Annotated in this window: 23 protein-coding genes and 1 pseudogene; 2 read left to right on the top strand and 22 right to left on the bottom strand. The window is 37.7% G+C overall.

What is annotated here, in order from left to right:
• Positions 1 to 60: 60 nt before the first annotated feature.
• From L652_RS0106730 to L652_RS0106660, 16 genes are read right to left on the bottom strand one after another with little or no spacing between them, the layout of a single operon-like run.
• On the bottom strand, positions 61 to 552 hold the full coding sequence (locus L652_RS0106730; protein WP_024594530.1) for a hypothetical protein: 492 nt from the start codon (positions 550 to 552) through the stop codon (positions 61 to 63).
• On the bottom strand, positions 542 to 1,384 hold the full coding sequence (locus tag L652_RS0106725) for a type II secretion system protein (protein WP_024594531.1): 843 nt from the start codon (positions 1,382 to 1,384) through the stop codon (positions 542 to 544). Before L652_RS0106725 ends, L652_RS0106730 begins: the two co-directional genes overlap by 11 nt.
• Positions 1,384 to 1,923, bottom strand: coding sequence for a type II secretion system protein (locus tag L652_RS0106720; protein WP_024594532.1), 540 nt, complete (start codon positions 1,921 to 1,923; stop codon positions 1,384 to 1,386). Before L652_RS0106720 ends, L652_RS0106725 begins: the two co-directional genes overlap by 1 nt.
• Positions 1,910 to 2,401 carry a type II secretion system protein gene (locus tag L652_RS0106715; protein ID WP_024594533.1) on the bottom strand — a complete coding sequence of 164 codons (492 nt, stop codon included), beginning with the start codon at positions 2,399 to 2,401 and terminating at the stop codon, positions 1,910 to 1,912. Before L652_RS0106715 ends, L652_RS0106720 begins: the two co-directional genes overlap by 14 nt.
• Positions 2,402 to 2,409: 8 nt before the next feature.
• The gene (locus tag L652_RS0106710) at positions 2,410 to 2,952 is read right to left on the bottom strand and encodes a prepilin-type N-terminal cleavage/methylation domain-containing protein (protein WP_024594534.1); all 543 of its coding nucleotides are present in this window, start codon (positions 2,950 to 2,952) and stop codon (positions 2,410 to 2,412) included.
• A 22-nt stretch (positions 2,953 to 2,974) separates the two neighbouring features.
• A complete protein-coding gene (locus L652_RS1000000125340) occupies positions 2,975 to 3,124 on the bottom strand; it encodes a hypothetical protein (protein WP_253947677.1) in 150 nt (49 codons plus the stop codon).
• A 2-nt stretch (positions 3,125 to 3,126) separates the two neighbouring features.
• A complete protein-coding gene (locus L652_RS01000000123380; protein WP_253947678.1) occupies positions 3,127 to 3,558 on the bottom strand; it encodes a prepilin-type N-terminal cleavage/methylation domain-containing protein in 432 nt (143 codons plus the stop codon).
• 4 nt (positions 3,559 to 3,562) lie between these two features.
• Positions 3,563 to 4,783 carry a type II secretion system F family protein gene (locus L652_RS0106700; protein WP_024594535.1) on the bottom strand — a complete coding sequence of 407 codons (1,221 nt, stop codon included), beginning with the start codon at positions 4,781 to 4,783 and terminating at the stop codon, positions 3,563 to 3,565.
• Positions 4,770 to 6,497, bottom strand: a complete 1,728-nt coding sequence (locus L652_RS0106695; RefSeq protein ID WP_024594536.1) for a GspE/PulE family protein — start codon at positions 6,495 to 6,497, stop codon at positions 4,770 to 4,772. The genes L652_RS0106700 and L652_RS0106695 overlap by 14 nt, the downstream gene beginning before the upstream one ends.
• Positions 6,494 to 7,636, bottom strand: a complete 1,143-nt coding sequence (locus L652_RS0106690; protein WP_024594537.1) for a tetratricopeptide repeat protein — start codon at positions 7,634 to 7,636, stop codon at positions 6,494 to 6,496. Before L652_RS0106690 ends, L652_RS0106695 begins: the two co-directional genes overlap by 4 nt.
• Entirely contained in the window at positions 7,633 to 8,535 is a 903-nt protein-coding gene (locus L652_RS0106685; protein WP_024594538.1) for an AAA family ATPase, read from the bottom strand. The genes L652_RS0106690 and L652_RS0106685 overlap by 4 nt, the downstream gene beginning before the upstream one ends.
• Before the next feature lie 2 nt (positions 8,536 to 8,537).
• Positions 8,538 to 10,196, bottom strand: coding sequence for a pilus (MSHA type) biogenesis protein MshL (mshL, locus tag L652_RS0106680; RefSeq protein ID WP_024594539.1), 1,659 nt, complete (start codon positions 10,194 to 10,196; stop codon positions 8,538 to 8,540).
• On the bottom strand, positions 10,180 to 10,506 hold the full coding sequence (locus tag L652_RS0106675; protein ID WP_024594540.1) for an agglutinin biogenesis protein MshK: 327 nt from the start codon (positions 10,504 to 10,506) through the stop codon (positions 10,180 to 10,182). The genes mshL and L652_RS0106675 overlap by 17 nt, the downstream gene beginning before the upstream one ends.
• A complete protein-coding gene (locus tag L652_RS0106670) occupies positions 10,484 to 11,161 on the bottom strand; it encodes a hypothetical protein (protein WP_024598056.1) in 678 nt (225 codons plus the stop codon). Before L652_RS0106670 ends, L652_RS0106675 begins: the two co-directional genes overlap by 23 nt.
• On the bottom strand, positions 11,158 to 11,757 hold the full coding sequence (locus tag L652_RS0106665; protein WP_024594795.1) for a PilN domain-containing protein: 600 nt from the start codon (positions 11,755 to 11,757) through the stop codon (positions 11,158 to 11,160). The genes L652_RS0106670 and L652_RS0106665 overlap by 4 nt, the downstream gene beginning before the upstream one ends.
• Positions 11,754 to 12,677: a hypothetical protein gene (locus L652_RS0106660; protein ID WP_024594794.1), complete on the bottom strand. Its 924-nt coding sequence runs from the start codon at positions 12,675 to 12,677 to the stop codon at positions 11,754 to 11,756. The genes L652_RS0106665 and L652_RS0106660 overlap by 4 nt, the downstream gene beginning before the upstream one ends.
• A 76-nt stretch (positions 12,678 to 12,753) precedes the next feature.
• On the opposite strand from L652_RS0106660, the gene L652_RS0106655 reads away from it, so the two are divergent.
• The gene (locus L652_RS0106655; protein ID WP_024603376.1) at positions 12,754 to 13,662 is read left to right on the top strand and encodes a pyridoxal-phosphate dependent enzyme; all 909 of its coding nucleotides are present in this window, start codon (positions 12,754 to 12,756) and stop codon (positions 13,660 to 13,662) included.
• A 3-nt stretch (positions 13,663 to 13,665) separates the two neighbouring features.
• Here the strand turns inward: L652_RS0106655 and L652_RS0106650 are convergent, their stop codons facing one another.
• From L652_RS0106650 to L652_RS0106625, 6 genes are all read right to left on the bottom strand, one after another.
• Positions 13,666 to 15,354 (bottom strand): EAL domain-containing protein, encoded by a 1,689-nt coding sequence (locus tag L652_RS0106650; protein ID WP_024595325.1) that lies wholly within the window; start codon positions 15,352 to 15,354, stop codon positions 13,666 to 13,668.
• Positions 15,355 to 15,580: 226 nt separating this feature from the next.
• Positions 15,581 to 16,597, bottom strand: coding sequence for an ACR3 family arsenite efflux transporter (arsB, locus tag L652_RS0106645; RefSeq protein WP_024595324.1), 1,017 nt, complete (start codon positions 16,595 to 16,597; stop codon positions 15,581 to 15,583).
• Positions 16,598 to 16,606: 9 nt separating this feature from the next.
• Positions 16,607 to 17,323 carry an arsenical resistance protein ArsH gene (gene arsH / locus L652_RS0106640; protein ID WP_024595323.1) on the bottom strand — a complete coding sequence of 239 codons (717 nt, stop codon included), beginning with the start codon at positions 17,321 to 17,323 and terminating at the stop codon, positions 16,607 to 16,609.
• Positions 17,324 to 17,507: 184 nt separating this feature from the next.
• A complete protein-coding gene (locus L652_RS1000000125110) occupies positions 17,508 to 20,237 on the bottom strand; it encodes a response regulator (protein WP_024595275.1) in 2,730 nt (909 codons plus the stop codon).
• Between the two features lie 259 nt (positions 20,238 to 20,496).
• On the bottom strand, positions 20,497 to 21,219 hold the full coding sequence (gene ssb / locus L652_RS0106630) for a single-stranded DNA-binding protein (protein ID WP_002958391.1): 723 nt from the start codon (positions 21,217 to 21,219) through the stop codon (positions 20,497 to 20,499).
• A 20-nt stretch (positions 21,220 to 21,239) separates the two neighbouring features.
• Positions 21,240 to 22,607 (bottom strand): MFS transporter, encoded by a 1,368-nt coding sequence (locus tag L652_RS0106625; protein WP_024595276.1) that lies wholly within the window; start codon positions 22,605 to 22,607, stop codon positions 21,240 to 21,242.
• Between the two features lie 162 nt (positions 22,608 to 22,769).
• On the opposite strand from L652_RS0106625, the pseudogene L652_RS0106620 reads away from it, so the two are divergent.
• Positions 22,770 to 23,977 (top strand): annotated as a pseudogene (locus L652_RS0106620) (excinuclease ABC subunit UvrA); the annotation flags it as partial.

The raw sequence follows: 23,977 nt of genomic DNA, 5'->3' as shown, positions 1-23,977 counted from the left end.
CATTTGCGTGATTACAAAGTAACACGCAGCTAAAAAATATAATGACTAATGCACTTTTTATCATGGTAAAGTTTTAGCCTCCACACTGAGTGTTCTTTGTGTTTCCCAATAATCCTTTCTGCAATCATTTCCTGCAGGGCAATCAATTGCGGCGCACGTTGCACTACTTTGTAAGTAATAAATATTAACAAGCCCGTTTGTTGTGCTGCTGTCGGGTAGGTCTATATATTCATCGCAACTCACCAGCACGTTACAATTAGCTAAATATGCAGTTTGAAAGGTTAAATTAGTTGTAACTGATGCACAGCTTTGCACTGAGCTATTTATTGGAAAGAGTTGCGTTAAACCACTTTCTAATCCACTTTGCGCCGCCATAAAAGCGCGAGCGCCGTAATACTCAATGGTATTTTGTTGAGATGCACCAGAAAGCACTTTAACTAATGCTAATCCTAGTGCTAATAAAGCAACAATAATTACCAAAGAAACAATTATTAAGTTCCCTTTTTGTTTACTGGGTAAGGCTTTTCCGTGATGATTTTTTTTAAGGTACATTAGGAATATGCACCTCATGGTTAAAATTCATTACTTCAGTATCGTTAAATTGCATTTGCGCATTCACATTAAGCACAGCGTTTCTTTGTAGGGAGAGCGCATCAAGAGTAAAAAATAAATCGCTCGCTAAATTATTGGCAATGTAAATACCTAATAAATCACGTTTAACACCACTGCTTATTTGTAAGCTCACGGCATCTAATTGATTAACTGTAAAACCGTAATCGGTATATCTATATAAATACTGCTCTTCAACGCAAAAACTTACAGGTTGAGAGAGTAAATAAAGGCGCTTACTTGGCGACTCTTGGGCAAACGCTTTACTAAATTGCCACTCATCAATTGCACTAGTGGTGGAGCTATTAAATGCTGATAGTTTTAAACGCTTATTATTATTCTCATCGTATATATCAGCGCTGCTTAACGGGTAAGTTGTTGCCCAATCTCCAACTTGCGGCTGCGTTAAATTATTAAGTTCAAAATCAACAGCGCTAACATTAAAAGGCGCTACGGTAGGTAGGTAATTTGTATAGTGAGTCGCTGATAAAAACGGCGTAAATTCTAAGCACTGCTGAGCACTACATGCTCCGCTAGTGCTGTTATCGCAAGAGAGCCTTAATGAGTTTGGCGTAGCGTGGCGAAGCTCTTTACTAAGTCGCGTTATTAAAAAGCGGGCCTGAGCTACTGCTTCTTGGCGCTCAACCCCTTGTGAGTAAATACTGACCCCAGCACCAATAAATGAAAATGCACTTACGGCTAAAATACCAATAATAACCATGACAAGTAATAGTTCTATAAGGGTAAATGCATTTTGGTATTTAGCTCTTTGCATTAGTAATTCCCTTTATATGCACTAAATCCGTAAACTTCGCCTAAGGGTGATGTTACTTCAATAGTAATACGCTTAAAGGTTGTGCCATCGTTGGTGGTCGATTCGTTAAAGTCGCTATCGTACTCAACAGTAACAACTAAATTAAAGTCGCTGTACTCGCTTAACACCTCACCTAAGCTATTAGTAATAGGCTGGTTAGACAGTGCAATATAGTCATCTACATCGTTATAACTAGTTCTGGTTTCTGAGTTATCTACTCCGAAGTCAGCAGGTGCGGTACAAGCCTCAGCACCTAAGGTTGTTTCGCCGCAACGTCTAAAAGGTGCGCTTCTATCACTGTGCTCATCAAACGACTTACTTTGGATTTCGTTCATTAATGATTGACCAAATTCAGAGGCTCTTAAAGCCACAATCGGCTCTGCACTTTTTTTGGCTTGTGGGGCAATTAAAGCTGTAATAATACTTAATGCAATTGCAAACATGACAATGCCAATAATAAGCTCTATTAGAGTAAAACCTTTTACTTTAAGGGCACGCATATATAAGCCCTTCACCACTTATGCATACGCCAGCTAATCCAACATCTATTCGACACTGCGTAGTACAGGTTTGATTTGATTTACCTAAAGGATCAAAACTAATTTGGGTAAATATATTCGCGTTACTATCTAAAGCGCTAAATGTTATATCACTTCTTTGCGTGTTTATTTGTACCACTAAATGATCGGTGTTATTGGTATCTGCTCCACCGGTACATGTATCGGGTGTGGAGGGAGCAATAAGTGTGGAGGTTATATAAAGGGTATGGCAACTTGTTGTTGCTGTATTTTGCATTGCACGTAGCTGCACTGTCCTAAGTGCATTTAAAGTACGGTCTCGATACGAATAGGCGTCTTCTGTTGAGCTGCCCAGAAATTTGGGAACTGCCGTTACCGACAGTATTCCCAATATCACTAGAGTAATAATTAACTCAATGAGTGTGAAGCCACGCAATCGTTGCTTACTACTGCTTATCATTTATGTAATTAACAACCCGTAGTAACAAGTGTAATCACTGGAGGAGTTACAACTACAGGGCCTGTCGTCGCAGTAGCTTGCGTGTATTCAATTCGACAATCATCAACAGTAGTTGCATCCACAGTGTAACTATTAGGAAAAATAGTTACTGTTGTATCGTTTACAAATAAATTGAAATCAGCTGAATCAATTGCATTTGGTGTTCCATCTGCAAAGTTGACATCTAAAAATGCTTCAAAGGCTTCTTCTGTTGCTGCTGGATAACCATAAACAGTAGGTACTGCTACACCAGTATCTACTGTAACTGTAGCCTCATCCTTTTTGTGATCACTAGCAATAATAGATTTGCCATTCACAATATTCATACCACTGCGAATCGACCCTTGTAAGCCTTCAAGTGTTGAAGCATTGGCATCACCTTGCAAGTTTAAAAAGCGAGGTGCTGCGGTAACAGCTAAAATGCCTAAAATAACAATTACGATGATCAATTCAACAAGTGTAAAACCTGCTTGTTTATTCATTGGTAAACTTTTTAACGATTGCGTTTTCATAAGTAAGCCTCTTTTTAATTACTTAATTTTTAAATATTTTTACTTTGCCTGTTTTAGCAAAGTATGAAAAACCTGTTAAACCTGATATTTCACCCGTATTGGTAGGTATACTTTTAATATCAATGGTATGAGTTAAATAGTAGTCGCATTGCGTACTTTCTGCATTGTACATAACTAAAAACTTACACTTTTTATTCTTGATATTTCATTACTTAACGTACTACTGGGTGCATCTTGTAAAATTATATTTAAAACTTGGCGGCATTTATTCGCATTTATAGCTTCTGCACGAGTATCTTTTTTTTCTGTTTCATCACTTGTTGGTGTACCTAACGATCCATCAATACCAACTATTACACCTCCATAATTAACAAATGTTTTGTTTGACCTGCTGTTTGGCCTACCTTCTAATTCCCATTGACCCCTAACCATGCCAACGGCCGATGAGAAACTACCTGCTATAGCGTCAACGCTTGCATTATGCGCTTGATTTTTAATACCTATATATTGAGGTATAGCAAAGCTCAAAATTACTGCCAGTAAAATCACAACAATAACTAACTCAAATAATGAGAAACCTTTTGAGTAAGCCTTTGATGCAATCACTTGGTTAATTACCTTTAATCGCGGACATCATGTTCCACATCGGCATAAAAATACCCAACGCTAAAATCAGCACCATAATGGCAACAAACACAGTTAAAATAGGTTCTATTTTTGCAGTTAAGCTCCGTAAGTCGTAATCAACTTCACGCTCATAATAATCAGCAGCCTCTTGTAAGAGCTCATCAACCCGGCCCGTTTCTTCACCTACCGCCACCATCTGTAATACAAGCTGAGAAAACAGCTGAGAACTTTTTGAGGCTCTGAGTAAACTATCGCCCTTTTCTATATCTTGGCGCATAGTAATAATCGCTTTTTCCATATAGCTGTTATCTACGGCATGCGCTGTTAGTGATAAACCAGTGGTCATAGGCACACCGGAGCGCAATACCATAGCTAAACTTTGACTGTAGCGCGCAAGCAATGTCCGTTTTAAAATATCCCCAATAAATGGAATTTTTAATTTATATTGATCCCACTTAAAGCGTCCAGGCTCTGTATTTAAATAACGCCTCCAAGCAAAAACAGAACCAATAACCATCACCAATAATAACCACCAGTAGTTAACAAAAAAGCTGCTAGTGCCAATTAATATTTGAGTCATTAATGGCAATTCGGCATCAAATTTTTCGAACATACTGGCAAAGGTAGGAATAACAAAAATATTCAAAATAATCATAGCCGCTACTAGAGCCAAAATAACAAAAGTAGGGTAGCGCATAGCTGCTTTTATACGCTTTCGGGTTTCTTGTTCTTTCTCAAAATAAATAGCGAGTTGATAAAACGCATCTTCTAATCGTCCAGAGCCTTCACCAACCATTACCATGGATACTGTTAAACGGCTAAATACCTCGTTATGTATCGCCATTGCACTGGATAAGTCGCGGCCTTGTTCGAGCTGCTTGGTAACTTCTATTAGTACATTTTTAAATTTTTTATTTTGTGTTGTTTCTGCCAACCCAACCATTGCTCGTATAATTGGTATACCTGCTTTTAATAGCGAATACATTTGCCTAGAAAACATAATCATGTCGTCTAGCGTTATTTTTTCGACAAATAAATTATCAAAAATTTTGATGTTATTTTTTGTTTCAACTAAAGAGATTGATATTGGTATAAATTGACGCTTCATTAAACTATCAGCTACGCCAGCTTGGTTACTCGCTTCTAATTGCCCTTTAACCAACATACCTTTGCTGTCTTTAGCTTTGTAGCTATATAGTTGCATCAATATCCCCTACTATTTCTGGGATATATTCAGCCACTTTAAATACTTCATCTAAAGAGGTAACACCTTGCTTAGCATAGTTTAATGCCATTGTTGAGAGCGGCGAAAAATTCGCGCTATTTTTAGCGGCTTTTGCAAAACCTTGCGTGTCGTTAACTCGTAATGCATCCATCATTGCATCATCCATTTCGAGTAACTCAAAAATACCTACACGCCCTTTATAGCCACTGTGATTACATGCGGTGCAACCTTGCCCTTTAGAAAATTGAGCATCTGTAATCTCTTCGCCTAAATATTTTAACCAACTTAATTCTTGGCGATCTGGCAAGTACGGTACTCTGCAGTCATTACATACTCGTCTTACTAATCGCTGAGCAATAATCGCGCGCAGTGAACTTGCCACTAAGTAAGCCGGTGCCCCCATGTCGATTAAACGCATAGCACTGGTAATTGCATCATTGGTATGTAACGTTGATAGTACGAGGTGGCCTGTTAAAGCGGCCCTTAATCCAATATCTACGGTTTCTTGGTCACGCATTTCGCCAACCATTATAATGTCAGGATCTTGCCTTAGAGCGGTCCGTAAAATACTTGCAAAGCTCAGCCCTATTTTATTATTTATTTGTACCTGGTTAATACGGCCAATACGATACTCAACAGGATCCTCTACTGTGATAATTTTACTTTCTTGTTGATTCAGCTCACTTAGTGCACCGTATAGTGTGGTTGTTTTACCCGAACCTGTTGGCCCGGTAACTAAAACCATCCCATGTGGACGTTTTATAATGCTGCGCACACGTTTTAATATGTGTACAGGCATACCCGTTTCATCTAACGATAGTAATCCTGCGGATTGGTCAAGCAGGCGCATTACAACTGACTCACCATGCTGAACCGGCATGGTAGATAAACGCACATCAATACTATGGCTGCGTACTTTTATATTAAACCGGCCATCTTGAGGGAGGCGTTTTTCAGATATATCTAATCCCGACATAAGCTTTAAACGTAACACTAATGCCGATGCTATTTTTACTTGGTTAAGAGTGTGCTCTTGTAATATGCCATCTACACGTTGACGAATGCGAAGCAAACCTTCATCTGGCTCAATGTGAATATCGGATGCACGAACTTGCACTGCATCCTCAAATATTGATTGCAGTAACTTAACAACGGTTGCATCTGATGTCTCATCACCTAAAGAATTTAAATCAAACTCTTCTACGTCTTGATATTCTTCATGAAGTTGTGCTGCAAAGTTGGTAATTTCATCTGTACGGCGATACACGTTGTCAAACGCAGCCATTATTTGACTTTCTTGTACAACAGCTAAATCTATTCGTTTAGGAGCAAGCATAGTTGCAAGTTGATCAAGCCCCCTTAGATCAGCAGGATCGCTCATCCCGACTAAAACAGAGTCACCATTGTCTTCAATTACTAATGCTCTGTAGCGACGTGCATAAACCTCAGATAAAAGCTTAGATACATCAGCTGATATTTTTCGCTGTGATATATCTAAAAAAGGTACTTGTAATTGCTGCGCTAAAAAACGTAATAGTTGTGGTTCACTAATAAACTCAAGTGTAATAAGCGTCGAACCTAATTTACGACCCGTCGCAGCTTGAACGTTTAGCGCTTCGCTTAGTTGCGCTTCGGTGATCATGTGCTCATGAACAAGTAAGTCCCCTAAGCGCATTTTTAAACTAGGTCTCATACGGCCTCCTTTAGCGCAACTAAACGCTGTAATGCATGCTGCGTCATAGCTGTATTTAATCCACCTAAATCTAGAGCCACTTTGTAAAGCTGTTTAGCATCGAGGTACTCTCCTAATGCATCTTTTGAGGTTGCAAGTGCCAGCCACCACTTAGCTTGACTAGGCTGTAGTTGTGTAAGATGTTTAAAGCTTTCAAGTGCTTTATGGTGCTTACTCGCACTTTGCGCAGCAGTACCTTGTAGCACCCAAAAATCAAGATTCGCTTGAGCCTCAAATTCATCACTTAAAAGCAGCAATACTCCTTCATACTGTTGTTGCATAATAAGTATTTTGCTTAGCATTACACGCCATTCAAGTACGTTAGGGTTTTGGCGAATACCTGCTTGCAAAACCTGTTGCGCAGAATTTATATCTTGTTGTTTAAAGTAAGTTGCAGCGAGTAAATTTCGAGCTTCAACGTGCAAAGGCAATTGCGCTAAAATAATATTTAAATCACTAATGGCTTCATTGTATAAGCCAAACTGTATTGCTTGTTTAGCTGCGGCTAATTGCTCAATCAATAAAGCCTGTGGCGACTTAGCTTCTGCCACGCTTTTAGTCATAGTATTTTGAGACTTAGTTTTAATCATTGGAGTAATTTTTGGTTTGCTGACAATAGCTTCGCTAGTTACCAGTACATTATCTTTAGCTAGTGCAGGGCCTTGTTTAACCTCGGCAATTACAACTGGCTCAGCCGTTGGTTGAGAAACCAGTAATGTTGCTTCACTCAACTTGGATTCAGCTAAATCATTCACTTCTGGTTTTATTTGCTCAACTTGCACAACCGTTTTCACAACATCTTGCTCAACTAAAGGTTCTACATTGCTTTTTTCATCTTGATAATCAGATAAATTAGAGCTTAGAACCGCGACCATTTTTTGCTGTGGTAACACAGACTCACGTTGAGTCTCTTTTTTGTCGGCGGTCGGTAAATATAGGTATGCTAAAAAAATGACACTTAACATAATAAGTAAAATTACGGCTTTAAATGCAATATTTTTTACATCATATATCGGCTTTAAACTTATACCTTCTTGAATACTTACTTGCTTAGCTTCACGTTGCTCAATATTTTTAAGCATATTATTTATAACGCTCATAACAACTGCCTCCATACCCATATGGCAGCAATAGCTAAAACACTAAACATTAAAGCACTGTAGCTCCAATATTGTCCGGTTCGATACTTTGCGCAGTCTTCGGTATCTTTTATGGCAAGTTGAATATGGCGATTTGTTATTATATTTAACCCTTCACCGTAAGCTTGTAATAGTGCTTTGTGGCATAAAATATTAACTAACCTAGGAATTCCACGGCTAGCTCTAGCAATTTTGAGCCCCATACTATTATTAAATAAAGGAGGCCTATTAAACCCTGCAACTTGTAAGCGGTGATTAATATAATAAACAACCTCAGCGCCAGTCATCGCCCGTAATTTATACGAAAAACTGATACGTTGGCGTAATTGCCTTACTTTGTTGTTTGCCAGCTTTTCATCAAGTTCAGGTTGCCCAAATAACACAACTTGAATTAGTTTTTCACTTTCTGTTTCTAAGTTTGTAAATAATCTCAGCGCCTCTAGAGTCTCCCAACCCAAGCATTGCGCCTCATCTATCAAGAGCACTACACGCTCATTATCTTCTTGTAAGTCGAGTAAGTGATGATTTATAAGCTGCCCTAGTGCTTGCTGATCTAATGCTTTATCTACATCCATACCCAGCTCAATGGCAATCGCCCATCTAAGCTCTTCTGGGCTTAAATAAGAGTTAGGTAAATAAGCCACAATGTAATCTGGCTCAAGTTGGTTTAATAGCTTTCTACAAAGTAGCGTTTTACCAGTCCCAACTTCACCAGTGACTTTAATAAACCCTTCACCCATTTCAATAGCTGTTGTTAACACTTGCATCGCTTCATGGTGCGGTTCAAGTGCACAAAAAAAATCTGTGTTAGGGGTTAACGTGAAAGGCATTTCACTTAAATTAAAAAAGCTTAAATACATAGTTAGTTTTCATACCATGTTTTTAAAAGCTGACGGCTTTCACCTTGTTGTTTTTTCCAAGTATCTGGCATAACAACCGTTGGTTTGATTAGAATAATCAGTTCTTTTTTCTCTTGGCGTTTACGAATACTTTTAAATAAATTGCCAAATAGTGGGATATCACCCAACACGGGGGTTTTTGATTCTTCATCCTGTGTTGATGTTTGCATCAAACCACCAATAACCACTATTTCGCCACTTTGAGCGCGAATAACAGTATCTGATTCTCGAATGTTACTTTGTGCTAGAGGCAACTCAAAACGTTGATCGTCTAATGTAATTACTTTTAGCTGCTCTTCTGTTTCAGTTACTGAAGGGTGAACATGCAAAATAACTGAGCCATACTTGTCAATTTGCGGCGTTACATCAAGGGCAATACCAGAAAAGAACGGCGTTAAATCAATTTCAGGCGAGGTCGTTGTAGCAGTACCCGTTACCGTCGTACTTGATACATTAGTAACAAAATATTCGTCTTGCCCTACTTTTATAACTGCTTTTTGATTGTTTGTAGCGGTAACTCGAGGGTTAGATAGCATTTGCACATCACCTTGCGTTTCAAGCAAATTAATAACCCCGTTAAAGTCTCCTTTTTGAATGGTTAGCGATGACGCTCCACCAATTGCGGCTGAAATACTATTACTAATAGTAGAACCCGCTGTTGTAGCAAACGAAATACCGCCTTCTAAACCACTCGCTATACGCTCCCAGTTAACTCCCTGTTGGTACTCATCTTTTAAAGTTACTTCTATTATTTTTGCTTCTAGAATAACTTGGCGTTGCAGGTTTTCTTGGCTTTGACGCAAAAACTCTTTTAGCTGACTAATTTCGCTTGGTAATGCATTTACGGTTACCAAACTAGCTTGTGGGCTTGCAACAACATAGCGCCCACCGCTTGCGCCAATTAAAGACTTAAGGGCGACTTCTAATTCTTTCCAAAAGTCATTTTTATTAATTGTTTGGATTCGAGAACCGTTTAAATCTAAGCTTTGATTATCGCCGCCAAACTCATTATTTTGCTGGTTACTACTACCTGAACTTGAACCATTCGAACTACTGCCACTTTGTGCAAATTGACTAACCCCACCAGCAACCACACTCACTGTAGACTGACCATGGCGCTGCATCATTAAATAATTTACAGGTATTGTTTCTGTGCGCATTTTGGCTGGCAGTACTTGTACTATTCGTCCTTCATTAACAATATCTAAAGGATACATACGCTTAATAACAGCAATGACTTCATTAAAAGTAACGCTTTTAAGATTTAAACTAATTGTGCCATTTACCTCAGGATGCACAGCAACACTAAAAGGCGTATCGTCTGTTAAGCCTGCAAAAAAGGCGCCTATTTCAACGTCATTAGCGGCTACATCAAAACGCTTTATAGATAAATCATCACTTATAGTTTGCTCATTATTTATTGATGATAGTAGGCTTTGGGTAAGCTCACTCGGCATCTGTAAAGGCGCAATCGCTTTAGTATCTACAGGCTTTTCAGCCAGCTCTTGTTCTATATGAGTTTTAACCTCTTTACCTGGTTTAAAGCTATGGCACGCAGTTAAAAATGTAGGTAACAATAGAAGAACAAGCCACGGATGAGATAAATTATTTTTTAATTTCATAGTCATATAATTCTAATTTTATTTGTTTATCATCATTTGCTAACACAACCTGTTTTGAGTTAATGCTTAGCACCCGAAAATCGTCTACAGCATCACCGACTCGATAAATATGGCCTGAAATAATGGCCTTAAATGCTGTACTGTTTTTAATAATAGATTGCAATTTAAGTTCTGTGTTTTGAGTTACACTCTTGTTGTTATTTACATACATATTTGGTTGAGTAGGATCGCGTAATTGCGCTAATGCACTGGGTGCGAAAGTGAACAAAAGTAATAAAAAACATAAATTATAATGCGATAAATTTTTCATTAGCGCTCACTGTAGCAATTTGTAAAGTTAATTCAGCTTGAGGGTACTCTAGTACCTGATAACTAAACTCCTGTATTAATAACTTATCTTGATTATTTTTTAATGCGGCTAAATATTTTTGTAAGCTAAAGTAGCTACCTTCTAAAGTAACGACCATCTGATGCTCAAAAAATAATGTTTGCGTATCATGTTCACCTAGTTTTTCTACATCGATAGCCTGTGCTGGTTTGACATTAAAGCTACTCACTTTTACGTCGCTACTATCTACGAGCAAATCTTTTAAAACGGCAGGTACATTTTTAGCCGCTACAAAGCCTTGGCTAAAACTATTAAGTTGATTATTTATTTCTGCTAACTCATCTCTGGTTTGTGCAATTTGACTGCGTAAAACCTTAGTGTAGTCGTAGTTTAGTGCTTGATTTAACATGGAGAGTTGCGCATTTATCTGCTGTAACTCCTGCAATGCTGCATTTTGTTCAGAGCGAATATGAGCAACTTCATCTTGCTGTGGAAAAATAACAAACCACAGGCCGAGGTAAATCACCATGAATAAGCCTACAAATACAGTGGAATACTTCTCACGCTTTTGCAGCGATGCAAATTGAGCTCGATACTTTGCCCAAATAGGCCAACCTTTGTCTTTCTTGTTGTTCATGGTTTAGCGCCTTTATCAGCAAGGTCGGTCGCCACATTAAATTCACTCAGACCATCTTTTGTTGACAGTTCTAAAACTGAAAATTCTTTATCAATAAAAAAAGGTGACTGCTTTAAATTATTAAACCACATAGGTAAAAATTTTGACTGCGATACTTGCCCTTGAAACGTGACACTTTGCCCTACAAATTTAATATGGGTAAGCCAGATATTAGGCTCGTGATACTTGGCTAAATCTTGCATAACCTGCGCATAGTCGGTTGCGGATTGATCTGAGCTTTGCTCTAAATAACTAAATATTTGCTGCTTATGCAAAACCTCTTGCTGAAGTGTTTTTAGCTCATTAATAAAAATTGTTTTATTTTGCTTCTCTGCTAGCTGCTGTTTTACAACTTCTAACTGAGCTTTTCCTTGTTTGAGATATTTCTTTTTTTGTTCTAAATCAAGCTCACTTGAATAAGTTTTATAACTGTAAAAAGCCCACGTGATTGCAATAATTAATAGCGCACCTAACCACAACGTAATCATTCCCGATAAAGGGACTGGGTCTCGGCGTACTCGTAAGGTTTTTTGATAAAAATTAATCCGGGTTTTCATAGCACAGACTCCGGATCTGTTAATTGATAGGCTGCTCCGAGCGCATAATAAAAGTTTGCCTCTAATTGCTGCGCTAATTCTAAGTTAGGCGCAAAATCTACAACTTTTACTTGTAAAAACTCTGCAAGACCGGCTCTAAGAGTTAATGAAGATAAATCATCGCACTGTAACTGTATGCTGCGAATTGGCGGTTGCTTGAGCTGGCTTTCAAAAAAGTCCATCGAACGCTGAATTTCTAACCCTAACGCCTCTACTAGTTCTTGGTTTTGATCCTTGTCTGAAATACCTAAAAAACCATTTAATCGCCTAGCTAATACTAATTGTCCATCACGAATAATTAAGATTCGAGGTTCATGATTAGCATGCTGCACAATCAGCATATGCGCCTCTTTGTATGAGCCAAATAAAGTTACTAAAACCATTTCTTCAGAGGTCATTGCACGCAAAACTGGTTTAATTTGTTCAAAACTGTCTATAAACGGAAGTAGCTGCAGCTTATTGGTAATAAATACATTCATTTTGCTGCTTTGCATTGGTAACGTTATTGGATAATCGATAAAGTCAGCTACAATGTTTTCAGAAGCTATATCAACTAAATCTTTTGTAGTCCAAGGCAGCGACTGAATTATTTCTTCATCGCTGAGATTTGGTTTATCCATTTGCACTATTTGATAAAAGTAGTGCGGTATGACTAAATTAACTGCACAAATATCAGTAGACACCTCATTTGTACAAGCAACAATTGCAGCGGTATAATCAGTTTGCTCAGACACATTAACACTGTGAGAACTGTGAACCATCCATTGGTCGCGTTGTTTTTTTAAACATACCGCGTTAACAGTATCTGCGTAAGTTGCAACACCAATAGCTGTATTTGGATCTAAACTACGATTTAACCATGAAAACAGCTTTTCTTTCATATAGCTACTATTGTTAATTATGTATGAAATAAGTGTCGTACATTTTAACTACTTTGCCAAATTGAAAACCAATAAAATGCGTGAAAAATTCAAAATAGATGAAAATAACTATATTCAACAATTAGATAGCTCGTTTCTAAAAAAGAGAAATATTTGTTTAGGTATAAAACGTGATGATTTACTCCATCCGCTAATAAGTGGCAATAAATGGCGTAAATTAAAATACAATTTAGCGTATATGCAAAAGATAAATAAAACAGAGCTTCTGACTTTTGGTGGTGCGTTTTCAAACCATATTCATGCCTGCGCAGCGGCAGGAAAAGAATTTAATATAAAAACTCGCGCGATTATTCGCGGACCAGAACTGGATAACAACAACCCAACAATCCAATTTGCAAAACATTGTGGTATGAACCTACATGTTGTTAATCGTATAGAGTATCGAAAACGCCAAGACAGCGATTACCTTAATGCTTTGCAAGAGCGCTTTCCAAACGCTTATATCATCCCTGAAGGTGGTACAAATGAACATGCTTTATTAGGGTGTAAAGAATTAGTACAAAGCTTACCCGAACATAGCTACTTAGTTTGTCCTACAGGTAGTGGTGGCACACTTGCTGGACTAATAGAAGGCAGTGCTTCAACAACACAAGTTATTGGTATAGCGGTATTAAAACAAGCTGATTATTTAAATGAAGAAATAAAAAAGCTGAGCGCTAAAGCTAATAATCAAACTAACTGGCAGTTACTCACAGAGTTTCATGATGGTGGCTATGGTAAGTTTTCACCTGAGTTATGGCAGTTTTGCCAAGATATAGGCCGCACACACAACCTACCGCTTGAGCCTATTTATAGCGGAAAAATGATGTATGCATTGTGGCAGCTTATTGAGCAAGATTATTTCCCATCTGGGAGTAAAATTATTGCTGTTCATACTGGCGGGCTTCAAGGCTTAAATGGGCTTAAATATAGAGGGTTAATCTAGACCTTAATTAAATACCGCTTGCGTAAACTCTTGAAGTGGCTCTGAAAAGTAAAAACCTTGAGCTCCTACCACTCCCAATTTGGTAAGCGTAAGTAGCTCTTTTTGAGTCTCTACGCCCACCGCGTATACGGGTAGATTTAAAAGACTAGCGGCTTCGACTATCCTTTTTATTTTCTTTTGACTTTGAGTTTTTTCATCTAACAAATGAACCAGTTCGTAAGATAACTTAAGCCCACATACTTGGTTATAATCAACTAGCATGGCTACTTTCTCACTGCTTTTTACATTATCAATCACAATATGTGAATGCCCTTTTTTAATAACATTGAGTGCATTAGTTATCGACTCTCTATGAGTAAAAAATTCTGCCTCACTTATTTCAAATTGTAATTTAGTATTTAACTTAAGCTCTGCCATTTGATTGGCTAACCACTCCCAAAATACAGTATTAAACCAATTTTTAGGGTGTAGATTTACACTAACTGTTAAAGCCGAAGACTCACTGAGCATTAGCTTTTTGACTTGTGTTATTACAGCTTTATCTAATATTAAAGCGTCTTGATCACTATAAACCTGCTTAATAAAATAACGAGCGGCCAGTAAACCAAGTTGGCTATGCCTAACCCGAATAAGAGCTTCATGCTGCAGGATATCTCCACTAGAGAGTTCAAATACAGGCTGAAAGAATAATATAAATTTATTCTTTTTAATGTTTTCTATAACCTGTTTGCTAGAGAGGTGTTTTTCTTGGCAGTGATTTAACGTTAAACGGTGGCAATGCTGCAATAGGCTGCTTTGTGATAGCGCGAGTGCTGATTTTGCTAGCTTATAAACCGCCACTTGATCAGCGCCTAATTGATAATCACACGCACCTATTTTAATATTTTTATGAGTAATATTTTTTTGATGATTTTGACATATTAAAAACACATTTTTATGAAGCTTTTCAACGTAGCTATTCAACTCGCTAATAGAAATGTTTGGTAAGGTAACCGCTAAGTAATTAGAGTTTAGTATTTTTACCGACACATCTTTAAGCTCGGCTAATTTTTTAGTAATTAAGACTTTAAAATTGGCTTCTATATCCGTTTTTTTATCAAAGCTACAATCACACTCAATAAGTAAAAATAAGTTATGTGATGCAGTATTAACTCCATACAAAGAACTTAAATCACATTTTTTTGCCTGTTCGATTAGTTGAGTATTTTTATGCCTTTGTTGAATAATTTTAGTCGGCTGTATAACTGTATTTTTAGGCATTACTTTACGGTTTACTTTTAACAGGCTCCACCAGCGATAAGACCAATTAGCAGCGCCTAATATAATCAGATTCAAAAATATAAATAAGTAGCTTTGTGTTACCCACACTGGATAGTGATAAAGGCTCAAACTTAACGTTTTAAAAGTAAAAACTTCGCGTTCTAAATTTACTAAGTTCCTAAAGTGATCAGAAGAATTTTGCAGCTCTAACTTAAAGCCTTCATTTTTAGCTAATGCGACCAACACTTCATTATTTATAGAGGGAGATAAATTTAATTCATAAACGCGTTTAACAAACTGCTGCCCAGAAACATGTGCTTTTTGATGTAATGCATCATTTAAAATGAAATTAAAACTAATAAGTATCATCAAAAACAAAACAAAAGAGATACCTTTGAAGTACTTTAAAAGCCAGAGTTTACTCTTTTGCATAGCCTGCCACTCGTTATATTGATAACTAAAGTGTTGTTCAATATCTATAGAAGCACAAGGCTGCAAACTAAGTTTAAACGTTTATTAATAGTACTAAACAAAAAACACTCAGATAAACGAGAACTTACAAAAATAAACAGCTATGCCCTTTATTCTGTAAATAGATGAAAGCCATCGACAGATCATTTTAAAAAGTATGCCAGCAGAGATTATGCTGCATACCGCCTTAATTAAACCAATGGCGGGTTTTATTTGCAAAGTATACCAAGCTTAGCATTACGGGGACTTCTACCAACACTCCCACCACAGTGGCAAGTGCAGCCCCAGAATGTAAACCAAATAATGAAATAGCAACCGCAACAGCTAGCTCAAAAAAGTTTGAAGTGGCAATCATACATGCAGGCGCCGCTATGTTATGTGCAAGCCCCATTTTTTTAGCTGCAATATAAGCAATCGCAAAAATACCGTAAGTTTGAATTAAAAGCGGGATTGCAATAAGAACTATTGCCTCTGGTTTTTCTATTAATATCTGCGATTGGAAACCAAACAATAGCGCTACTGTCGCGAGTAAGCCAATAATAGAATAAGGTTTCATTACCTTTAAAAAGTTATTTAAACACGTATGGTCATCTTCTTTATCAAGCTTTTTACGGGTAACAGCACCGGCCACCAGCGGGATAAGTACATACAATACCACCGATAATAGCAGTGTATCCCAAGGTACAGTAATATCAGTCACACCAAGTAATAGCCCTGCAATAGGTGCGAAGGCAAAAATCATAATTATGTCATTTATTGATACCTGCACTAAGGTGTAATTAGCATCGCCTTTTGTCAATTGACTCCACACAAACACCATAGCGGTACAAGGCGCAACACCCAACAAAATCATACCAGCTATATATTCTGTAGCTGTTTGTGGGTCAACAAAATCGGCAAAAATACCCTTAAAAAATAACCAGCCTAGTAGCGCCATAGTAAAGGGCTTTATAAGCCAATTAATAACGATAGTGAGCACTAACCCTTTTGGTTTTTTACCTACATCTTTAATTGATGAAAAATCAATTTGCACCATCATTGGGTAAATCATCAACCAAATAAGTACTGCGATTACAATATTTACATGGGCATATTCAAAACCAGCAATTAAGCTAAATGCACTTGGCATTATAGAACCAGCTACAATACCAAAAGTAATAGCTAAGGCTACCCACACAGAAAGATAACGTTCAAATAATCCCATTGTTCTGTCCTAAATAGAGCTTTGATTAACGCGTTGGCTAAGTTCTTCTGCAGATTCCACACGTTCAGAATAAAGATCTACAAAGTAATCTTTTTGATCTCGTAATAACAAAGTAAATTTTATCAACTCCTCCATAACATCAACAATCCGATTATAAAGTGGAGAGGGTTTCATGCGCCCATTTTCTTCAAATTCTAAATGAGCTTGTGGCACTGAGGACTGATTTGGTATTGTTACCATACGCATCCAACGCCCTAATACTCGTAGTTGATTCACTACATTAAATGATTGCGATCCACCACAAACTTGCAGCACTGCGAGTGTTTTACCTTGCGTTGGCCTTACACCACCTAAATTGAGTGGTATCCAATCAATTTGGTTTTTGAATATGCTCGTCATTGAGCCATGACGTTCTGGAGAGCACCATACTTGCCCTTCTGACCAAAGCATTAAATCTCGTAACTCTTGTACTTTAGGGTGTGATTCATCTTCACTATCGGTTTGAGGTAAACCTTCAGGATTAAAAATTTTAACCTCAGCACCAAAATACGTTAATAAACGTGCACTCTCCTCTATTACCAACTTACTATAAGAACGCGCTCTTAATGATCCATATAACAATAAAATTTTAGGTTTGTGCTCAGAAAAACTAACATTAAAATTTTTAGTATGTGGAACAACGCTGTGTATTTTATTTGTATTTGGTAACCCATTAACTTCTGACATTTATAACTCAACCTTTACCAAGTGAATATACGAAAAATCGAATATATGGAATTTCACATACAAACACGCGTGAGTCAAATTCTATTTTATAAATTTTTTTAAGTTATTAAAAAATCGGCTCAAGCCAATGGAAGGGATTGCGGAAGGTATTTGATAAAAATATTAAGTTATTTATATAGCGCAACTATTTATTTAAACAGCGAATTATAGTTTCACGTAGTTTTTGTGTTTTAATGGGTTTTGCAACATGAGCATTCATGCCAATAGATAAGTATCGTGTAATATCATCTTTCATAACATTAGCTGTTAAGGCAATTATTGGAATATTTGCGATAGTTTCATCACTATCATTACGAATAATTTGAGTCGCCTCAACACCGTCCATGATAGGCATATGAATATCCATTAAAATTATATCAAACGGCTCTAACTTTACTGTTTGGATGCACTCTAATCCATTATCAACTAAGTAAACCTGAGCGCCGCTATTTTCTAGTATGTTGGTAACTATGAGTCGATTGATTGAATTATCTTCCACAACTAATACTTTAATACCCGCCAGCGACTGTTCACTCACAGTATTTACTTTAGGCACTTCATTAAAAAAACCTAACACTCTACTGCTCACCTCCTTATACAAGACACTCGAATAAACAGGTTTTTGCAAAATTGTGTTTATATTTATTTTGTTAGCCACATCATTAAGTAAAACCTCATGATCCCTTGTAAGTACAATTATATTACTGCAAAGCTGGGGATTAATATTATAAATACGCGTTAAAAATGTTTCACTACTCATCGCTGGCATTATCCAATCGACAATAATGACTTTAAATTTTTCTTTATTCTGTTCAATAATATCAATAGCTTGCTTAGCAGACGAGCACGCAGTACATGCTAAACCCATAGCTGTAAACTGATTTTCAATTACTTTAAGGTCCTCTTCATTATCATCTATAATTAATACATCAAACGGATCAGTAAAGATTAGGTTAGGCGTATCATCAATCAACGCTTGGTTGTTCAATTTAACTTCCACCGAAGCTACAAACTCACTACCCACACCTTGAGTGCTGTGTACTGTTATATCACCACCCATCAATTGGCATAAACTCTTACTAATTGTTAAACCTAACCCTGTACCACCAAACTTCCTAGTTGTAGAACTATCTGCCTGAGTAAATGATTCAAATAAATTACTAAGATTATCCTCAGCGATGCCAATACCTGAGTCTTTAACTGTAAAATATAAGCAAACACTTTGCGGATCGTCTAATAACTTTCTTGACTCAATTAAAACCGATACAGTGCCGTGAGGGGTGAATTTAATTGCGTTAGAGCATAAATTTAACAGCACCTGATTTATTCGCACTACATCGCCGATTAAGTCCAGTTTAACTGCCTCATCAATGACAATATCAAATGTGACCCCTTTACTTTGGGCCAATTCATTGAAGGTTGCTTTGATATAATCAACAATCGAATTTACAGAAAAAGGAAATTCCTCAAGGTTAATGTTTCCAGACTCAATTTTTGAAAAGTCTAAAATATCGTTAATAACCACCAGGAGTTGATCTGAGGAGTATTTAATTTTATCTAAATAATACTCATACTCACCAGGTAAACCTTTTTCGAGCAAAATATTAGTCAAACCAATAATCCCACTCATAGGGGTTCTAATTTCATGACTCATATTTGCTAAAAACTCAGACTTAGCGGATGTCAGATGCTCTGCTTCTTCCTTGGCGTGCAAAAGCTCTTCAGTGCGCTCTTCAACGCGCGACTCTAATCTTTGCTTTTCTTCATCAAGCTCTTTTAAAAGTTGAATGCGGCGTTGGTTTAAAAACAAAACAAAAACTAAAAAACTGCTAAGAATAAAAATAATTACAGTAGCGCTGTAAATTAATATTTTATTTTTCTCAAAGTAAGTTGGCTCGTAATAAGAGATAATTGACTCTTCTGGCAAGCTCTGCGGAGCAATATTAAACTTACTTAATTGTCGCCAATCATATGAGTATGTACTAAGCCCTTCACCACTAATTTCATTTAACGCTTTATTTTCATTATAAAAAACTATTGAATCGGCAATACGTTTACCTATTTTTTCACCCGACAATACATACCCACCAACAACACCTGAGCCTAATAGTACTTCCCAATAGCTAAACACTGGCGCCGGACTTTCTTCAGTTAATCGCTCTACTAGCTGATAAGGACTAAGTGATTTATTATCGTAACGCCTAAAAATGGGGGTAAATAAAATAATTGAATCTGCTGGGGCATTTCTTACTTTGGTGAGTAATTCTGGTAATGGAAGATCAAACCACTTTTCTACACTTAAATACGAAAAATCACGGTTAATAACCGAAAATAGTCCTCGATGAAAGCTCATACCAATATCGTTTTTTGTATCTAAAATCACGATCAATTTTTTAGGCTTCATTAAATTAACAGCATTTGCTGTTGCTTGCGCATAATCTAATTTAGCTTGGATCACAGCTCCGCTGGTCTTTTTTGGTAGATTAAACTGGGCGCCTGGCTCTAAGTATATTCGTGGAGCATTTATAAAAAAATCATCTAATTGAGATAGTAACGTCGCTGCAGAAGGCGACTGAGTAACGATGATATCGATGTGCTTATTTTTATATTTTTGTTTGAGGTAGTCTTTCATTAACTGTTTTTGATTAACTTCATCAAAGCGATTTACATCCATATTTTCGACAAATAGTTCATAACTAAAAGAACGTTTTGTAAGCTCTGTACGCAGTCCAAGCTCAACACTTTTATACCAAGGCATATCTTGATTTGTTGAATTTATAAATAAAATATGAGTAACGTCTGAAGTAGGTTGAGCGTGTGAACTAGGGCTCAAGAATTGCAAAACAAGAAATAAAAATAAGATATTAGTTTTCATGTTTCTCATTGTGTAATCAGGGGAAAGTAGTTTAATGGTAAGTGTTAACGATATATATCAATTAAATACAAGATAAAATTTACTGTAATTTAACATTACCAACAATACTATTTCACTTTACAGCCTAATGAGGTCTTATATTGATAGTTTTTTGATTATCATCACAGCGCAATACGCATAAAAAACCCAGTACGAATACTGGGTTTAGAGTAAAAAGTGTAAAGAATCTAATTACCTTTACACTGATAACTTTATATCGTCAGAACGGGATATCGTCATCAAAATCAATGGTTGGTTCCATTGGGTTTGATGCACCACCTTGCGGAGCACTTTGTGGTTTAGGAGCGAAACCACCTTGCTGCTGCGGTGCACTATTTTGTTGTGGTGCAAAGCCGCCTTGCGGTTGTTGGTATTGATTATTTTGTTGTGGTGCTGGCGCTGACTGAGGTTGCGCTGCAGGTGCTGCTTGCTGTTGTGGAGCATAACCACCTTGTTGCTGGTTATTTTGGCCTTGATTATTTTGGCCGTAACCACCACTTTGTTGAGCACTTTGCGCTTGATTACCTTGGTAACCACCTTGTTGCCCACCTTGTGATTGATTACCTTGGTAACCACCACTTTGTTGATCGCCACCACGTGCGCCCAACATTTGCATTTGACCAGTAAAGCCATCTACAACTATTTCTGTAGTGTACTTTTCTTGGCCTTGTTGATCGGTCCACTTACGTGTTTGAAGTTTACCTTCAACATAAATTTGTGAACCTTTACGACAATATTCACCAACAATTTCAGCTAACTTGCCAAAAAATACAACACGGTGCCACTCAGTTTTATCAACCATTTGGCCAGTGTTCTTATCTTTATAGCTATCCGAAGTTGCTAGGGTAATATTTGCTACACCGTTGCCGTTAGGCATATAACGAACTTCAGGATCTTGCCCTAAATTACCAACCAAAATTACTTTGTTCACACCGCGTGCCATGGAACCATCTCCTATAAATGTTAGATTAAACCAGCGACTTTACGCGCTTGGTCTAGGTCAAATTCTTTATCATTAATCTTTAAATAGCTGCGACTTTCATCGCGAACTACAGTTGCTTCTATTACACCTGGTAAAGCAACTAACTGAGAAGCAAGTACTTGAGCATGCTCTTCAGAATCTAATTTGGTCATTAAACTAATAACTTTACTTTTGGGTGGGACTTGCATTTTCCACGCAATAATAAGCCATATTAACCCAACAAGTGCCGCTGCCGCAAACACAGCTTGCGCCGTTGTAGTTTGTGCTACATAGCCACCTAACATACCGCCCAAAAAGGCGCCTAAAAACTGACTCGATGAGTAGCCACCCATCGCTGAGCCTTTTTGGCTTGCTGGTGCTATTCGCGATACAAGCGCAGGCATAGTGGCTTCTAAAAAGTTAAACGCCACAAAATAAAGCAGCATACACACAGCAATGCCTACTACACTATTAACCCATACCGACATTGCTAACATACTAATAGTTAACAAGGCTACTGAGCCAATAAATGCTTGTTTTTCTTTCTCTTTTTTAATGGCCACAATCATTATTGGTACCATTAATAAAAATGCTAAAAATAGCACTGGAATATACAAATACCAGTGATGGTCGGCAACCAAGCCATCTTTAATTAATTGGCTCGGCAGTACCACAAAAATTGTGGTTAGCGTTAAATGCAATAACAATACACCTGCATTTAATCGTGCTAACTGAGGATGTTTAATTAATTTTTTAATGTCGCTGAAGCTTGCTAATGTATCGCCTTTGGGCGCTTTATTTACCGCCTTTGGCACTAGCATGGTCACTATAAATATACCAAAGACAGCTAAAATAGCAGTCAACCAAAATACACCAGCAATACCCCACGAAGCTGCAACAATTGGCCCAAGTAACATAGCAAAGGCAAAGCTCATTCCTATGCTCATACCAATAACGGCCATTACTTTTGGTCGTTGCTCATCGCGGCTTAAATCTGAAGCAAACGCGAGTAGCGCACTGGCTATTGCGCCCATACCTTGTAAAGCACGGCCTACGGTAACCATTTGGATAGAGTCAGCTAATGCAGCAACGACAGAGCCAATAGCAAATACAACTAAGCCACCAACAATAACCTTTTTACGACCAATCTTATCGGATAATCGACCCATAGGTATTTGTAGTACAGCTTGCGTTAAACCATACGCACCAATGGCAAAACCAATCCAAATAGGCGAAAAACCTTCAAGCGATTGTCCATAAATAGCCAATACAGGCATCAGCATAAACAAGCCGAGCATTCTAAATGCAAACACACTCGCCAGTGATACAGCGGCGCGTTTTTCTCGTGAATTAAGTGAAGATGCGGTCATTATCTGCGTGATCTTACTCTATGAAAAATTGAGGTTGGGATTCTACCATAAGCTTGGCAATAATTAATCGCCTATAAGTAAGGATTTTTCATTGATCAAGGATTAATATTGCTTCGTATTATGCGATACTGAGTAAATAATTTTGGTAATAAACGAGATAGCATGGAAAACATTGAAGTCCGAGGCGCCCGAACGCACAATTTAAAAGACATCAGCCTAACCATCCCACGTGATAAATTAATAGTTATTACGGGTCTATCTGGTTCGGGGAAGTCATCACTTGCATTTGATACGCTTTATGCAGAAGGACAACGCCGATATGTTGAATCACTCTCTGCGTACGCAAGACAATTTTTATCGCTCATGGAAAAGCCTGATGTGGATCACATCGAAGGCCTCTCTCCTGCCATTTCTATTGAGCAAAAGTCAACGTCTCATAACCCGCGTTCAACCGTAGGTACTATTACCGAAATTTACGATTATTTACGACTTATGTTTGCCCGCGTTGGCGAACCACGATGTCCTACACATGATTTACCACTTGCTGCGCAAACCGTTAGCCAAATGGTAGATACTGTTTTGGCTCTACCTGAGGGCAGTAAATTAATGCTGCTTGCGCCAATAGTAAAAGAGCGTAAAGGTGAGCATGTTAAGTTATTAGAACAGCTATCTAGCCAAGGTTATATTCGCGCCCGTATAGACGGTGAAGTATGTGACTTGTCTGATCCTCCAACGCTTGAGCTTCATAAAAAACATACAATAGAAGTTGTTATAGACAGATTTAAAGTAAAAGATGGCTTACAACAACGCTTAGCAGAATCGTTCGAAACTGCACTTGAAATGTCTAATGGCGTTGCACATGTAGCATACATGGACGATAGCAGCGCTGAAGAGATTCTATTTTCAGCAAATTTTGCCTGCCCTACTTGTGGCTATGCAATGACTGAACTTGAGCCGCGTTTGTTTTCGTTTAATAACCCAGCTGGTGCTTGTCAAACCTGTGATGGCTTAGGTATACGCCAATATTTTGATCCTAATCGCGTAGTGCATAACCCAGAGTTAAGCCTTGCTGGCGGTGCAATTAAAGGCTGGGATAAACGCAGCTTTTATTACTATCAAATGCTGCAAGCGGTTGCAGATCATTACAATTTTGATTTAGACGTGCCTTATCAAGATTTAGACAGCGACTCGAAAAAAATTATTTTAGATGGCTCTGGTAGCACTAAGATTGCGTTTAATTACCGTAACGACCGTGGCGATTTAATTACGCGTAACCATGAGTTTGAAGGCGTTTTAAACAACATGAATCGCCGCTACCGCGAGACCGAGTCAAACTCTGTACGCGAAGAACTTGCTAAATATCAAACAAG

This window comes from Pseudoalteromonas sp. TB25, assembly GCF_000497995.1.
GTDB classification, from domain to species: domain Bacteria; phylum Pseudomonadota; class Gammaproteobacteria; order Enterobacterales; family Alteromonadaceae; genus Pseudoalteromonas; species Pseudoalteromonas distincta.
The sequence above is the reverse complement of the archived record's forward strand: the minus strand, read 5'-3'. Positions and strand labels throughout refer to the sequence as shown.

Excerpts from the sequence above, each read along its gene's own strand:
- L652_RS0106730 (WP_024594530.1), bottom strand. The coding sequence starts at position 552 with ATGTACCTTAAAAAAAATCATCACGGAAAAGCCTTACCCAGTAAACAA.
- L652_RS0106725 (WP_024594531.1), bottom strand. The coding sequence starts at position 1,384 with ATGCAAAGAGCTAAATACCAAAATGCATTTACCCTTATAGAACTATTA.
- L652_RS0106720 (WP_024594532.1), bottom strand. The coding sequence starts at position 1,923 with ATGCGTGCCCTTAAAGTAAAAGGTTTTACTCTAATAGAGCTTATTATT.
- L652_RS0106715 (WP_024594533.1), bottom strand. The coding sequence starts at position 2,401 with ATGATAAGCAGTAGTAAGCAACGATTGCGTGGCTTCACACTCATTGAG.
- L652_RS0106710 (WP_024594534.1), bottom strand. The coding sequence starts at position 2,952 with ATGAAAACGCAATCGTTAAAAAGTTTACCAATGAATAAACAAGCAGGT.
- L652_RS1000000125340 (WP_253947677.1), bottom strand. The coding sequence starts at position 3,124 with ATGTACAATGCAGAAAGTACGCAATGCGACTACTATTTAACTCATACC.
- L652_RS0106700 (WP_024594535.1), bottom strand. The coding sequence starts at position 4,783 with ATGCAACTATATAGCTACAAAGCTAAAGACAGCAAAGGTATGTTGGTT.
- L652_RS0106695 (WP_024594536.1), bottom strand. The coding sequence starts at position 6,497 with ATGAGACCTAGTTTAAAAATGCGCTTAGGGGACTTACTTGTTCATGAG.
- L652_RS0106690 (WP_024594537.1), bottom strand. The coding sequence starts at position 7,636 with ATGAGCGTTATAAATAATATGCTTAAAAATATTGAGCAACGTGAAGCT.
- L652_RS0106685 (WP_024594538.1), bottom strand. The coding sequence starts at position 8,535 with ATGTATTTAAGCTTTTTTAATTTAAGTGAAATGCCTTTCACGTTAACC.
- mshL (WP_024594539.1), bottom strand. The coding sequence starts at position 10,196 with ATGAAATTAAAAAATAATTTATCTCATCCGTGGCTTGTTCTTCTATTG.
- L652_RS0106675 (WP_024594540.1), bottom strand. The coding sequence starts at position 10,506 with ATGAAAAATTTATCGCATTATAATTTATGTTTTTTATTACTTTTGTTC.
- L652_RS0106670 (WP_024598056.1), bottom strand. The coding sequence starts at position 11,161 with ATGAACAACAAGAAAGACAAAGGTTGGCCTATTTGGGCAAAGTATCGA.
- L652_RS0106665 (WP_024594795.1), bottom strand. The coding sequence starts at position 11,757 with ATGAAAACCCGGATTAATTTTTATCAAAAAACCTTACGAGTACGCCGA.
- L652_RS0106660 (WP_024594794.1), bottom strand. The coding sequence starts at position 12,677 with ATGAAAGAAAAGCTGTTTTCATGGTTAAATCGTAGTTTAGATCCAAAT.
- L652_RS0106655 (WP_024603376.1), top strand. The coding sequence starts at position 12,754 with ATGCGTGAAAAATTCAAAATAGATGAAAATAACTATATTCAACAATTA.
- L652_RS0106650 (WP_024595325.1), bottom strand. The coding sequence starts at position 15,354 with ATGCAAAAGAGTAAACTCTGGCTTTTAAAGTACTTCAAAGGTATCTCT.
- arsB (WP_024595324.1), bottom strand. The coding sequence starts at position 16,597 with ATGGGATTATTTGAACGTTATCTTTCTGTGTGGGTAGCCTTAGCTATT.
- arsH (WP_024595323.1), bottom strand. The coding sequence starts at position 17,323 with ATGTCAGAAGTTAATGGGTTACCAAATACAAATAAAATACACAGCGTT.
- L652_RS1000000125110 (WP_024595275.1), bottom strand. The coding sequence starts at position 20,237 with ATGAAAACTAATATCTTATTTTTATTTCTTGTTTTGCAATTCTTGAGC.
- ssb (WP_002958391.1), bottom strand. The coding sequence starts at position 21,219 with ATGGCACGCGGTGTGAACAAAGTAATTTTGGTTGGTAATTTAGGGCAA.
- L652_RS0106625 (WP_024595276.1), bottom strand. The coding sequence starts at position 22,607 with ATGACCGCATCTTCACTTAATTCACGAGAAAAACGCGCCGCTGTATCA.